Source organism: Streptomyces sp. NPDC002513 (assembly GCF_053595355.1).
Map to the genome: position 1 here is coordinate 102056 of NZ_JBSFXK010000007.1, position 13035 is coordinate 115090.

The 13035-nt window shown below is 72.1% G+C and carries 11 protein-coding genes; 4 read left to right on the forward strand and 7 right to left on the reverse strand.

Annotated features, from left to right (window positions below; translation table 11 throughout):
* The first annotated feature begins 294 nt into the window (after positions 1-294).
* Both ACWD5Q_RS07475 and ACWD5Q_RS07480 read left to right on the forward strand, forming a co-directional pair.
* Complete coding sequence (locus ACWD5Q_RS07475) at positions 295-1827, forward strand: PspC domain-containing protein (protein ID WP_451426156.1); 1533 nt, start codon at positions 295-297, stop codon at positions 1825-1827.
* Positions 1814-2056: a hypothetical protein gene (locus ACWD5Q_RS07480; protein ID WP_451426084.1), complete on the forward strand. Its 243-nt coding sequence runs from the start codon at positions 1814-1816 to the stop codon at positions 2054-2056. Before ACWD5Q_RS07475 ends, ACWD5Q_RS07480 begins: the two co-directional genes overlap by 14 nt.
* A 186-nt stretch (positions 2057-2242) precedes the next feature.
* On the opposite strand, the gene ACWD5Q_RS07485 is transcribed toward ACWD5Q_RS07480, so the two are convergent.
* The 3 genes from ACWD5Q_RS07485 to ACWD5Q_RS07495 all read right to left on the reverse strand — a co-directional run bounded on the left by ACWD5Q_RS07485 (position 2243) and on the right by ACWD5Q_RS07495 (position 5316).
* Entirely contained in the window at positions 2243-2779 is a 537-nt protein-coding gene (locus ACWD5Q_RS07485) for a DoxX family protein (RefSeq protein WP_451426085.1), read from the reverse strand.
* 244 nt (positions 2780-3023) lie between these two features.
* Positions 3024-4313: a hypothetical protein gene (locus ACWD5Q_RS07490; RefSeq protein ID WP_451426086.1), complete on the reverse strand. Its 1290-nt coding sequence runs from the start codon at positions 4311-4313 to the stop codon at positions 3024-3026.
* A gap of 202 nt (positions 4314-4515) precedes the next feature.
* On the reverse strand, positions 4516-5316 hold the full coding sequence (locus ACWD5Q_RS07495; RefSeq protein ID WP_451426087.1) for a class II aldolase/adducin family protein: 801 nt from the start codon (positions 5314-5316) through the stop codon (positions 4516-4518).
* A gap of 138 nt (positions 5317-5454) precedes the next feature.
* Between ACWD5Q_RS07495 and ACWD5Q_RS07500 the strand changes: the two genes are divergently transcribed.
* On the forward strand, positions 5455-5946 hold the full coding sequence (locus tag ACWD5Q_RS07500) for a pyridoxamine 5'-phosphate oxidase family protein (protein WP_451426088.1): 492 nt from the start codon (positions 5455-5457) through the stop codon (positions 5944-5946).
* A gap of 18 nt (positions 5947-5964) precedes the next feature.
* Here ACWD5Q_RS07500 and guaA read toward each other — a convergent pair whose 3' ends face one another.
* Positions 5965-7554 carry a glutamine-hydrolyzing GMP synthase gene (guaA, locus tag ACWD5Q_RS07505; protein ID WP_451426089.1) on the reverse strand — a complete coding sequence of 530 codons (1590 nt, stop codon included), beginning with the start codon at positions 7552-7554 and terminating at the stop codon, positions 5965-5967.
* A gap of 351 nt (positions 7555-7905) precedes the next feature.
* Between guaA and ACWD5Q_RS07510 the strand changes: the two genes are divergently transcribed.
* Positions 7906-8334, forward strand: coding sequence for a chorismate mutase (locus tag ACWD5Q_RS07510; protein ID WP_451426090.1), 429 nt, complete (start codon positions 7906-7908; stop codon positions 8332-8334).
* Positions 8335-8825: 491 nt separating this feature from the next.
* Here the strand turns inward: ACWD5Q_RS07510 and ACWD5Q_RS07515 are convergent, their stop codons facing one another.
* From ACWD5Q_RS07515 to ACWD5Q_RS07525, 3 genes are all read right to left on the reverse strand, one after another.
* The gene (locus ACWD5Q_RS07515; RefSeq protein WP_451426091.1) at positions 8826-10634 is read right to left on the reverse strand and encodes a GMC family oxidoreductase N-terminal domain-containing protein; all 1809 of its coding nucleotides are present in this window, start codon (positions 10632-10634) and stop codon (positions 8826-8828) included.
* A gap of 71 nt (positions 10635-10705) precedes the next feature.
* Positions 10706-12346, reverse strand: a complete 1641-nt coding sequence (locus ACWD5Q_RS07520) for a succinic semialdehyde dehydrogenase (RefSeq protein WP_451426092.1) — start codon at positions 12344-12346, stop codon at positions 10706-10708.
* 115 nt (positions 12347-12461) lie between these two features.
* Complete coding sequence (locus ACWD5Q_RS07525; protein ID WP_451426093.1) at positions 12462-13022, reverse strand: hypothetical protein; 561 nt, start codon at positions 13020-13022, stop codon at positions 12462-12464.
* Between the last annotated feature and the right edge of the window lie 13 nt (positions 13023-13035).

Sequence of the window (13035 nt, forward strand, 5' to 3'; positions counted from 1 at the left end):
TGATCTCCGAATCCGGGTGGTCGAACACTTCCCTTGACGGCTGTCAGGGCAGATTTCAGGGTTCGGCCAGGGTCGTCCCGACTGCCGCGAGACGGCTGCGGCGGCGACCATGGACGCATGACGGATCAGCGGCACACGGCAGCGGGGCGGGGTCCCGGCGCGGGGCACGGCCCCGGCACCGGGCACGCTCCGGGTGCCCCGGGAGAGGAGCCGCGCGCGCACGAGGGCACGGCCGTACGGCAGGATGCGGCCGTGCGGGAGGACAGGGCCGAGTACGGGAACGCGGGCGACGGTGTGAGCAACGACGGGCACGAGGCGGCGGACCCAGGCCCGGACGCGACCGGGCGCGAGGACTCGGGGACGCGTGGCACGGCTGCCGGGCGCGAGACCTCGGGCACGCAGTCCACGGCGACCGGGCGCGAGACCTCGGACCGCACCTCCGGCGGGACCGGACGGGAGAGCACGGACGCCCCCTTCTCCTCGGCCGCGCACGAAGGGGGCGGGGCGCGGGAGGAGGCGCCCGGGCCCGGCGGCACACCCCCCGAGGGCGGGGCCGAGACGGACGAGGGCGCCGGCCACTTCCGGCGTGACCGGCGGTACAAGATGCTGGCCGGTGTCTGCGCCGGGCTCGGACGGCACTGCGACATGGACCCTGTGATCTTCAGGATCGGGCTGGCGGTGCTCTCCGCCGCGGGCGGCCTCGGCCTCATCTTCTACGGCTTCTGCTGGCTCTTCGTCCCGTACGAGGACGAGGAGGAGAACGAGATCCGCAAGCTGCTGACGGGCCGCGTCGACGGACAGGGCCTCACCGCGGTCCTCTTCGCCCTGGTGGGCTGCGGGGTCTTCCTGTCGATGCTCAGGAACGGCGGGGTGCTGACCTTCGCCGCCGTCCTGTCCCTGCTTCTCGCGGGCGCGGGGTACTGGTCACGGCAGCGCGGCGCCCCCGACCCGGACCCGCTGGCCGCCCAGGCCGCGGCCGACGCCCCCCCGGAGGCGACGGCACCGCCCGTCCCCGCCGGCTATCCCTCCTGGTGGCGCGACCCCATCGTCAAGGACGGCACGCATGTGGGCGGCACGGGATATCTGTGGGGTCCGAGCGACACCCCCAGCCGGGATGTCGCGGCGGCGGTCAACATCGCCCGCGGCACCTCGTACGGACAGCGGATACCCCCCACGCCCCGCCCCGCAGCGCGGGGTCCGCGCTGGATCGGCGGCTGGGTGTTCCTGTTCGCGCTGCTCGCGGGCGGCCTCGGCACGGGTCTGACGTGGCATGGCCAGGCCCTCGGGACCAGCCTGCAGACGGGCCTGGCGTGTGCGCTCGTCGTGTTCGGCGCCGGCATCGCCATCAGCTCCTTCCTGGGGCGTACGGGAGCGGGCTCGGTCTTTCTGGCGGTGCTCACGGCGGTGCTGCTCGCCGCGTCGGCGGCACTGCCGAAGGACATCGGCACGCACTGGGCGCGCACGACCTGGGCGCCGGTCTCGGCGGCCGCGGTCCAGGGGAGGTACGACCTGGGCACCGGTGTGGGCACCCTGGATCTCAGCCGTGTGCAGCAGACGGGGAACGGGACGGTGACGACCCGGGCGGAGGTGGGCGTGGGCCGGCTGGAGGTCGTGGTCCCCGAGAACGCGACGGTGAAGCTGAGGATCGACACGGGTGTCGGCGACATCCGGTTGCCGGGTGACTCCACGAGAGACGTGGATGTCGAGGCCGGCAGACACAAGGAGGTGACGCTCTCTCCCCCGGCGGGGACGAAGAGCGTGGCCAGACTCGATCTCAGCCTCGAGGTCGGACTGGGACAGGTGGAGGTGACCCGTGCTGCGTCATGAGTTCCAGCCCGGACGGCTGGTAGCCGGTGCCTTCCTGGCCGTCGCGGGGGTCGTCTTCGCCGGCGACGCGAGGGGGGCCTGGGAGACGCCGTGGTTCGCGATCGTCCCGATCGTCGGCGGCGGGCTCTGTCTGGCGGCCGTGTCAGGCCTGCTGGCCCGCGCGATACGCAGGGGCCGCACGCCCCGCGGGGAAGCTCACAGCAAGCGGGACGGGGCGACGGCCCCGTAGTGCGGCGGGAGCGAGGGCCCCAGCCCGTAGAGCGGACGCGGCCTCACGGGGCTCATGCATCCCCGCCCTTCATCAGACGGCCGCCCCTCGGAGGCTCAGACGGCCGTCCCTCGGAGGGGCCGTCCCACGGGGTCCGGCCTCCGCCCCTCGGGGTCCGACGTCCGCCCCTCGGAGGTCCGCGGAGGGTCAGCGGTAGAGGTCCGGGCGCTGGCGTTGGCGGCGTCGGGCGCGGAGGGCGGCGTCCAGGGAGAGGACCGGGGCGCCGGCGAGGACGAGGGGCACCCAGCAAAACATGTACGGGAGGTCGTTGCCGTAGTAGTAGGGGCTGGAGGCCCAGCTCACGGTCAGCCACAGGCTCAGTGAGATGAGCGCACCGCCGAGCGCGGCGAGACGGGTCAGCAGGCCGACGAGCGCGCCGAGGCCGACGGCCAGTTCACCGAAGGCCATGAGGTATCCGAAGCCGGAGGGGTTCTTCAGCGCGAGGTCGACCAGGACCGGGATCGCGGAGGAGCCGCGCACGCTGCGCATCAGGTCGCCGATCGAACCGGAGCCCGAGTTGTGCAGAAAGGTGCTGCTGGTGAGCTTGTCCAGGCCCGCGTAGATGAAGGTGACGCCGAGGAAGATGCGCAGGGGAAGAAGGGCGTACCGGGTGGCGGTGTCCCGCCAGGAGCGGTTCTCCTCGATGTACGAAGTGTGCGACTCCGTGCGCATGCCATGAGCCATCGTGTCCGCCGCCTCTCACCTGCCAGCCGTTGACCCCGCAACAGACCATACGTACGAAAGGGGGCAACCGCTCAACCGGTGTGCGCCGGCTCTCCGCCCTGCCGTGCCCCGGGGGTCCGCCCCCGGAGCCCCGTCGGCCCGAACGGCCCCGGTCCTGGCCCTGTTTCCCTTCTTCCCTTCGTCTTCCGCCGGGGCGAGCAGGTCGTCGCCCGGACTGCGCCGAAAGGGGGGCAGCCGGTCGCTGTCACTCCGTCACGTCGACGGTCACGCGGTTCGTTTCCACCCCGGCCGCCGTGACCACCTGGACGTCCACCCTTCCGGGCTCCACGTCGGCCGGTACCGGGACCGTCAGCAGTGTGTCCGAGGGGTTGCTGAAGCCGCCCGGGACCGGGATCAGGGGCACATGGACATGGACCGTGCCGATGCGGACCGCCATCCGGGACAGCCGGTCCGCCGACTCGGCGCCCGGCGGTACGAAGCCGGCGCCGCGGATCTCGATGTCGTCGCCCGTGCGGATCGGCGCGTCCAGATCGCCCGCCTCCCGTGCCCGGACCACCGAGAGGACCACCGGGCGGCCGCCCTCGGCGTACTTCCCGGCGAAGTAGGTGGCCGCGGAGACCAGGACCAGCAGGGCGAGACCCCACGGCAGGTCGGGGAGCTGGTCGGGACGGCGGGCCAGCCGAACCGCCGCGAAGACCAGGGCGACCCCGCTGATCACCACGTACTGGATGTCCGCGAAGCTGCCCCGGCCGGAGTCGTCCGTCAGCAGATCCGCCGCCCGCGGCCGGTCGGCCCGTACCTTCTGCAGGCGCCGGCCGAGGACCCGCAGCCCCACCACCCTCCGTACGAGGACGGCGATCCCGCACACCACGGCGACCACCATCACCACACCCACCCCGCGCGCGAGGCCGAGCCCGGCGATCAGCGCGTCGCGCCGGCCGTGAGCCGAGGCCACCGTCAGCTCACCGATGAGCACCAGCAGCGCGTACACGACGAACAGCACCCAGCCCGCCGCCACCGCACGCGAGGTCGACAGCCGGTTGTCCTCGCCGATGACGGGCGCGAGCGCCCCGCCGCGCGCCCGGTGCAGATATCCGGCCGCCGTCAGCGCGGCACCGGCCAGCACGGCCGCGACCAGTCCGGCCGTCCGCGCCGCGGTCCATCCCGCCCCGATCGCCGTCAGCGCCTGCGTCAGCAGCAGGACCCCCACCGCGCCCCACACCGCGATCGCCGTGAACCGCCACTGCCGGGCCAGCCAGGCCGCGCCGTCGGCCCGGCTCCGCTCGGCGACCAGGTCCGCGGACTGGGTCAGTTCGTCGGACACCCACTGGCGGGACGCGGACGCGGAGTACGCGACCGCCGGGGGCAGCCCCCGGCCGGAGGCGAACTCGTCCCGTTTCGCCAGGAACTCGGCGACCGCACGCCGGTGTCCCTCACGCGCGCCGTGCGGGCAGTCCCCACAGGTGCAGCCACCCTCGTGGGCACCCGGACCGCTGCCGCGCCCCGCGCCCTGTCTCGCCTCCTGCACCGCCACGACCGCTGCCGCCTTCCCGCGCCGGATCCCACGTCGCACCCACCACCGCAACTGGCATGCGACGACAGCGAATTGTGCCGTACGGAACACGCCTCCTGTCCGCCAGGTCCGGTCAGGGCGGGTGAAAGAACAAACGCTCGATTGACAGACGTCGTCCGAAGGCGGTCGTGCCGCGCGGCCTTTCAAGTGAAATGACGGTGCGTCAGCTCAGCAGGTCGGGCTCGCTGCGGCTGATGTCCTGCCACAGCGGCTGGTAGTTGATCCAGGCCACCAGGTCCCCGCCGAGCTGCTCACGGGTCGCCACCGCCTGGCGGTGGTCGATCAGCACGGGCCGTCCCGCGGCCTTCGCGGTCAGCTGCACCTGGCACGAGCGTTCCATCGACAGAAACCACCAGGCCGCCGCGTCCACCGAGTCGCCGACGGTCAGCAGCCCGTGGTTGCGCAGCACGAGGGCCTTGCGGCTGCCGAGCGCGGTCGCGATCCGGCGGCCCTCCTCGGCGTCCACGGTGACCCCGGTGTAGGCGTCGTAGACGGCGTGGTCCTCGTAAAAGGCGCAGGACTCCTGGGTGATCGGGTCCAGCAGATCGCCGAGCGCCGCGAGGGCCCGTCCGTGTACCGAGTGGCAGTGGGCGACGGCGACGGCGACGACGTCGGGGCGGGCGGCGTGCACCTGGGCGTGCATGGTGAACGCCGCCTGGTTCACGTGGTATCGGCCCTGGATCACCTGCCCGTCCTGGTTGGCGAGCACCAGGTCGCTCACGGTGACGTGCCGGAACGGCATGCCGAAGGGGTTGACCCAGAAGCAGTCGCTGAACTCCGGGTCGCGGGTGGTGATGTGCCCGGATACGCCGTCCTCGAAGCCCAGCCGTCCGAAGATCCGCAGTGCGCCCGCGAGCCGCTCCTTGCGGTGCGCCCGTTCGTCGTCGACCGAGTCGTGCATCGGCGGCATCGCGAACGTCAGCCGGTCGGTGGGCAGAGGCGGGGGCGGAGTGGAGCCGTGCATGGGTCCTCCGGCACTGGGTTGCTTGACGGGCCGGAAATTACCGTCGGTCAGGGCCGGATGACAGCGCAGGTTCGTAAAGATGACGCACACACCCGATATCCGACAGAAGATGTCCGGATTCGGCGCAAGACTCACGCCATGACCACAACGCGTCCCACGGCAACGAACTGGGCGGCCTTCGCCGCGGCGGAACCCGCTCTCGCCACCACGGTCCAAGGACGCTTCGAGGCGTTCACCCACCATGTCCTCGCCACGCTCCGCAAGGACGGCTCGCCGCGCACCACCGGGCTCGAGGTGCGCTTCCTGCGCGGCGAGCTGTGGTTCGGCATGATGCCCGGCTCGCTCAAGGCGCTGGATCTGCGCCGCGACCCGCGTTTCGCGCTCCAGGCGAACCCGGGGCCGGGCACGGGCATGGGCGGCGGGGACGTGCGGATCAGCGGGCGAGCAGTCGAGGTCGACGACCCCGCGACGAAGGGCACGTATGTGAAAGAGGTGGAACCGCCGCAGCCGTTCCACCTCTTCCGCACCGAGGTGACGGAGGTCGTTCGTATCCACGTCGAGGAGGACGCCCATCTGGCCGTCGAGACCTGGAAGCCCGGAGAGCCGGTGCGCGCTCTCAGACGGACATGACCCGGGAGATCCCCGGGATCACTCCCACTCGATGGTCCCCGGCGGCTTCGAGGTCACATCGAGGACGACCCGGTTGACGTCGCTGACCTCGTTGGTGATCCGGGTCGAGATCTTCCCGAGCACCTCGTACGGCAGCCGCGACCAGTCGGCGGTCATGGCGTCCTCGGACGAGACCGGGCGCAGCACGATCGGGTGGCCGTACGTCCGGCCGTCGCCCTGGACGCCGACGCTGCGGACATCGGCGAGCAGGACCACCGGGCACTGCCAGATGTCGCGGTCGAGGCCGGCCGCCGTCAGTTCCTCGCGGGCGATGGCGTCGGCCTCGCGGAGCAGGTCGAGCCGCTCCTTGGTGACCTCGCCGACGATCCGGATGCCGAGACCCGGGCCGGGGAAGGGCTGGCGCTGGACGATCTCCTCCGGCAGGCCCAGTTCCTGGCCGACCATACGGACCTCGTCCTTGAAGAGCTTGCGCAGCGGCTCGATCAGCTTGAACTCGAGGTCCTCGGGGAGGCCGCCCACGTTGTGGTGGGACTTGATGTTGGCCGTGCCGCTGCCGCCGCCGGACTCGACGACGTCCGGGTAGAGGGTGCCCTGGACAAGGAACTCGACCGGCTCGCCGCTCGCGCCGGCCTCCGCGATGATCTCCGCCTGGGCCTGCTCGAAGACCCGGATGAACTCGCGGCCGATGATCTTCCGCTTCTCCTCGGGGTCGGAGACACCCTGGAGCGCGGTGAGGAACCTCTCCTCGGCGTCGACGACCTTGAGCTGGACGCCGGTGGCCGCGACGAAGTCCTTCTCGACCTGCTCGGTCTCGCCCTTGCGCATCAGGCCGTGGTCGACGTACACGCAGGTCAGCTGGGAGCCGATGGCCTTCTGGACGAGGGCGGCGGCAACGGCGGAGTCCACACCGCCGGACAGGCCGCAGATGGCACGGCGGGTGCCGACCTGCTCGCGGATCGCCTCGACCTGCTCCTCGATCACATTGCCCGTGGTCCAGGTCGGGGACAGGCCCGCGCCGCGGTACAGGAAGTGCTCCAGCACCTGCTGGCCGTGCGTGGAGTGCATGACCTCGGGGTGGTACTGGACGCCGTACAGCCTCTTCTCGTCGTTCTCGAAGGCGGCGACGGGGACGACGTCCGTGGACGCCGTGACGCTGAAGCCCTCGGGGGCGGCGGAGCAGGCGTCGCCGTGGGACATCCAGACGGACTGCTCGGCGGGGGTGCCCTCGAAGAGGGTGGAGGACGGCCTGGAGACGGTCAGCGCCGTACGGCCGTACTCCCGGGCCCCGGTGTTGTCGACGGTGCCGCCGAGGGCCTGGGCCATCAGCTGGAAGCCGTAGCACATGCCGAAGAGGGGGACGCCGGCCTCGAAGAGGGCACGGTCGACGGTGGGGGCGCCTTCCTCGTAGACCGACGAGGGGCCGCCGGAGAGGATGATCGCCGCCGGGTTCTTGGCGAGCATCTCCTCGACCGGCATGGTGCTCGGCACGATCTCGCTGTAGACCCGGGCCTCGCGGACGCGGCGGGCGATGAGCTGGGCGTACTGCGCGCCGAAGTCGACGACCAGGACGGTGTCGGGGGCGGCGGCAGCGTGGGTCGCTGATGACACGGGGTGCCTTCCGGCGGTCGGGCGGGGGGTCTGTGCCATCGATTCTAACGGGGTGGCCGCGGGACCCCTTCCGCTTGTGGGGGCGACCGCCGTCCGACCGGCCCGTCTCACCATCCGAACCCGGTTGGACGCCGTCCGTCACCACGGCATACTGGGGTCCATGCTCTCGTTCACGACCTTCGTCTTTACCTATGGCACCGGGCCCGCCGGATGCCATGGTCGTGCTGCTTGAGCCACTGACAAGCGACTTCCCAGGCGCCCCGGGCCGATATGGTCCGGGGCGCCTGGCGTGTGCGGACCGTGCCGATCCGGGGCCCCTCGACCGCCACCGACCTCCAAGGAGTCCCGGGCATGACCGCCATCACCAGCGAGCAGAGCACCGCAGCCACCGCAGCCACCGCAGCCACCGCAGCCACCGAGAAGGGCACCGCCGCCGGGAGGACGGCCTCCAGGCCGACCGGCTCCGAGAAGACCGGCTCCCGGAAGACCGGCACGGAAAAGACCGGCACGGAGAAGACCGGCGCCCACACGCCCGAGGCCGTCGACGTGATCACCGGCGCGCGCGAGCGCGTCGACGCGCTCGACGAGCGCATCATCGGCCTCGTCCAGGAGCGCATGGCGGTGTCCGCCGTCATCCAGGAGGCCCGTATCGCCTCCGGCGGCCGCCGGGTGAACCTCTCCCGCGAGATGGAGATCCTCGGCCGCTACCGGGAGGCCCTGGGCAAGCCCGGCACCGCTCTCGCGATGACCCTGCTGGAGCTGTGCCGGGGCCGCGTCTGACGGCGGGCGCATCCCCGTACGAGCGGATACACGTTCACCTGCCCCCTCACCCGTAAGGCGCGTGACCGGGCCGTACCGGCGTCGTTGGTCCCGGTGTCCGCGCCAGCCAGGGGCGGGCTCGAGAGAACCACGCGTGGCTCCGCAGGAGCGATGAGGCGTACGGATCATGCCGTACGCCGTGGGACCTCGCTCCGGACACATGACCGGACGGCAGGGGACAGCAGCCCGGTCAGCACTGAACGGCCGGTTCCGGGGACGCCCGGAACCGGCCGGCGGAATCCGCCCGGTGACGGCCTCCCCCTCGGCGATCGGACAGACGGCCGGAACCGACGGCCATACCCACAGTCAGGCGGCGCGACCCCCCGGCGCCGCTTCCGGGCACCGGCGCAGCCCTGACGCCGATGCCGACGGGCGAAGGACCCCGCGGCCATGCCGCGGGGTCCTTCGCCCGTGGACGGCGGTCCGGCCCCGACGGCCGGTGACCCGGGATGTCACCCGTTCTTGGGAGGCACCGTCGGTATCCCCAGGAACGGCAGCCGGAGCGCCCCGAACGCCGTCTCGGGCACCGCCGGGCGCCGGGGCTCCACCGGCTCGAGACGCTCGTAGGCCGCTCCCTGGGCCGGGCGCGGGTCCGCCTCGCCCTTGTTCGGCCAGTACGACATCGCCCGCTCGGCCTGCGCGGTGATCGTCAGCGACGGGTTGACGCCCAGGTTCGCGGACACCGCCGCGCCGTCGACCACCGAGATCCCTGGGTAGCCGTAGAGCCGGTGGTACGGGTCGATCACCCCCGTCTCGTGCGAGGCCCCGATCGCGCAGCCGCCGAGGAAGTGCGCGGTCAGCGGAGTGCCCATCAGTTCGCCGACGTTGCTGCCCGCGAAGCCGTTGATCTCGGCGGCGATCACGCTCGCCGCGTCCGTGCCCGCCTTGATCTGCTTGGGGTTGGGCGCGCCGTGTCCCTGGCGGGCCGTCAGCAGGCCCCGGCCCGGGCCCTTCGGCTTCAGATACGTCGTCAGGGAGTTGTCCAGCGACTGCATCACCAGGGCGATGAGGGTCCGCTCCGACCAGCGGCGGAAGGACAGGGAGCGGAGCATCAGCCACGGGTGCCGCGCCGCGTTCGCCAGCCAGGCCAGGACGCGCGAGGAGTCCTCCGCGTAGGGGACCTGGAGGGTCGACAGACCGCCCATCGCGTTCGACCCCCTGCCGTAGCGGACCGGCTCGATGTGCGTGTTCTCGTCCGGGTGGATGGAGGAGGTGATGGCCACGCCGCGAGTGAAGTCGACCCGGTCCACGCCGTGCGCCGTGCGGTAGCGGCGGTCGTCCGTGCTCGCGCCCACCAGGGCCTCGGAGTTGGTGCGGGTCAGCTCGCCCAGCCGGTCGGAGATGTGGGGCAGCCGGCCGTGCGTCTTCATGCGGTGCAGCAGCGTCTGCGTGCCGTACGTGCCCGCCGCGAGGACGACCTGCCGAGCCGTGAAGAACCGCCCCCTGCCCTTGCGTTTGTCGTCGGTCGGCAGGGTGGCGACGGCGAAGCCGCCCCGGGAGTCGTCCGTGACGGACACCACCGTCGTCATGGGGTGGACGGTCGCGCCCGCCTTCTCGGCGAGGTGGAGGTAGTTCTCGTTGAGGGTGTTCTTCGCGCCGTGGCGGCAGCCCGTCATGCACTCGCCGCACTCGGTGCACGCCCGGCGGGCGGGCCCGGCGCCGCCGAAGTAGGGGTCCGGGACCTCTTCGCCCGGCTTCGCCCTGGCCGACCCGTCGGCGTCGTCGCCGTCGCCGAAGAAGACGCCGACCGGCGCCATGTGGAAGGTCTCCCCCACCCCGATCCGCTCGGCGGCGGCCTTCAGATGGACGTCCACGGGGGTCATGGTGCGGTTGAGCCGGGCGCCCAGCATGCGCCGCGCCTGGTCGTAGTACGGCGCCAGCTCCTCCTGCCAGTCGGTGATGTCCTTCCACTGCGGGTCGTCGAAGAACGCCTTCGGCGGTACGTAGAGGGTGTTGGCGTAGTTGAGGGAGCCGCCGCCGACCCCGGCACCCGCGAGCACCATCACATTGCCGAGCAGATGGATGCGCTGGATGCCGTACAGACCGAGGGCGGGCGCCCAGAGGTAGTTCTTCAGGTCCCAGGAGTTCTTCGGCAGCGACGCGCGGGTGAAGCGGCGGCCCGCCTCCAGAACGCCGACGCGGTAGCCCTTCTCGGTCAGCCGCAGGGCGGTGACGGATCCGCCGAACCCCGACCCCACGACGATGACGTCGTAGTCGTACCCGTCCTCGTCCCGGGTCTGGACAGACTTCTCCTGCGACACGTGCTCTCCTCGTTGAGAACGGGTGATTGCGGGCGGACAGAGAGTGGTGGGTGGCCGTGCCGCGGCACTGGCTAGCGCAGGCGGAACGCCTTCATCAGACGCAGACTGCGGCTGATGAACGCCGCGTACCGCTCGTCGTCCATGCCGAGCGACGGCGCCATCGGCAGCAGCCGCTGCTGCGCGACGGTCTGGGCCTCGGTGTACTTGAGGATGCCCTCGGAGCCGTGCCGGCGGCCGAGGCCGGAGTCCCCCATGCCGCCCATCGGCGACTGGGCGCTGCCGTACGCCGGCGCATAGCCCTCGTTGACGTTGACCGTGCCGGTGCGCAGCCGGGCGGCGACCTCCCGGCCGCGCCGGCCGTCCTTCGTCCAGACGGAGGAATTGAGGCCGTAGGGAGTGGAGTTGGCGCGTTCGACCGCCTCGTCCTCCGACGAGAAGCGGTACACCGACACCACCGGCCCGAAGGTCTCCTCCGCACACACCGCCATCGGCGCCTCGACGCCGTCGAGAATGGTGGGCTCGTAGAAGTACGGGCCGACGTCCGGGCGGGCGACCCCGCCGGCCAGTACCTTCGCGCCCTTGGCCACGGCCTCCTCGACATGCCGGGTCACCGTCTGCAGCTGCCGCTCGCCGACCAGCGAGCCCATGTCGGCCCCGTACGCGAGGGACGTGCCGAGCCGCATGGCCTTGGTACGGGCGACGAAGCGCTCCAGGAAGGCGTCCGCGACCGACTCGTGGACGTACAACCGCTCGATGGAGATGCAGAGTTGGCCCGCGGACGAGAAGCAGGCGCGGACGGCGCCCGCGGCGGCCTTGTCGAGGTCGGCGTCCTGAAGGACCAGCATGGCGTTCTTGCCGCCGAGTTCGAGCGAGACGCCGACGAGGCGGGCGGCGGCGCCCTGCGCGACCTCGCGGCCGGTGCGGGTGGAGCCGGTGAAGGAGACGTAGTCGGCGTGCCGGACGACCTCCGGGCCGACGACCGGTCCCTCGCCGATGACGACCTGGAAGACCTCGGCGGGCAGTCCGGCCTCGATCAGCAGGTCACGCGCCCACAGCGCGGTGAGACAGGTCTCGGTGTCGGGCTTCATCACGACGGCGTTGCCCGCGACGAACGCGGGGAGCGCGTCGCCGACCGACAGCTCGAAGGGGTAGTTCCAGGGGGCGATCTGGCCGACGACGCCGCGCGGGTGGCGCAGTTCGGTGACCTTCGTCAGCACCGGGATGGCACCGGTGTGCCGCTTGGGCCTCAGATACGAGGGGGCCTTGCGGCCGTAGTGCCGGGCCGCGATGGTGACGGCCTGCACCTCCTCGTGGGCGTGGAGGCGGGCCTTGCCGGTCTCCAGCTGGATCAGGTCGAGGACCTCGGCCTGGCGGGCGAGCACCAAGTCGTGGAAGCGGAGCAGGACGGCGGCACGCCGGTGTACGGGGGTCGCGCCCCAGGCGGCCTGCGCGGCACGGGCCCGTTCGAACGCGACCGCCACGTCCTCGGGGGTGGACTCGGGCAGGTCGGCCAGCTTCCCGCCGGTGAACGGCGCCTGGCTGGCGGTGCGGCCGGAGCCGACGACGCCCTTGGTGAGCTGGGCGACCAGCTCCGGGGTGACCACGTCGACGGCGGTGCGGGCGCCGGTGGGGACGGGGGCGAGCGGGTTGGTGCCGGCCGCGACCGTAGGGGTGTTGTCGGTGGCCTTCTCCGGGGCCTGCGAGTCCGTCATGAGGCGCAGCGTATGCCGGGGTGAAGCTTTTGGATACCCGTCGGTAACGCGCTTTCACGGGGTGTCCACATCGCGCCAGTGACCGCTGGCAGCAAATGCGCTGATCAGGCCGTTGTCAGGAGCCCGACGAGGTGGTGCCGACCTTCAGACGGCCCCGGGCGCCCTTGAACAGCAAGGCTCCGCTCCGCTCGTCGGGGGTGCCCTTCGACATGTCCACGCGCAGTGCGTAGAACTCGCGGGCGGCCGTGACGACCAGGAGCTGCAACACCCGGTACCGCTTCTCCTTCACCCGGTACGTGGTGTCGGTGAGCATGGCGTCGTCGCCGTGGAAGCTCGTGGGGGTGGAGAGCGTGTGCGGGTCGTCACCCGGCCAGGTCGCGGTCGCCTGCCGCGCCCACGCCGACAGCGGGGTGGGGGCCGACTCCTCGCGGGTCAGGCGGAGCCGGACGGTGTCGTCGCCGTAGGTCACCGTGCGCTCCGTGGCCGAGTCCCGTGCGATGCCCGCCGGGACGTACACGATCGCGTCGAGCCGCTGCTCGCGGTGGGCGGTCCAGGTGCCGGCGGCGGGACTCGCGGCGACGGCTCCGGGCGCCGAGCGGTAGGTGGCGGTGTGTTCGGTGACGCCCCCGCTGCCGGGGTCGCCGAACCAGGACGTGCCGAGCCAGGCGCCGCCCACGAGCAGAACGCCG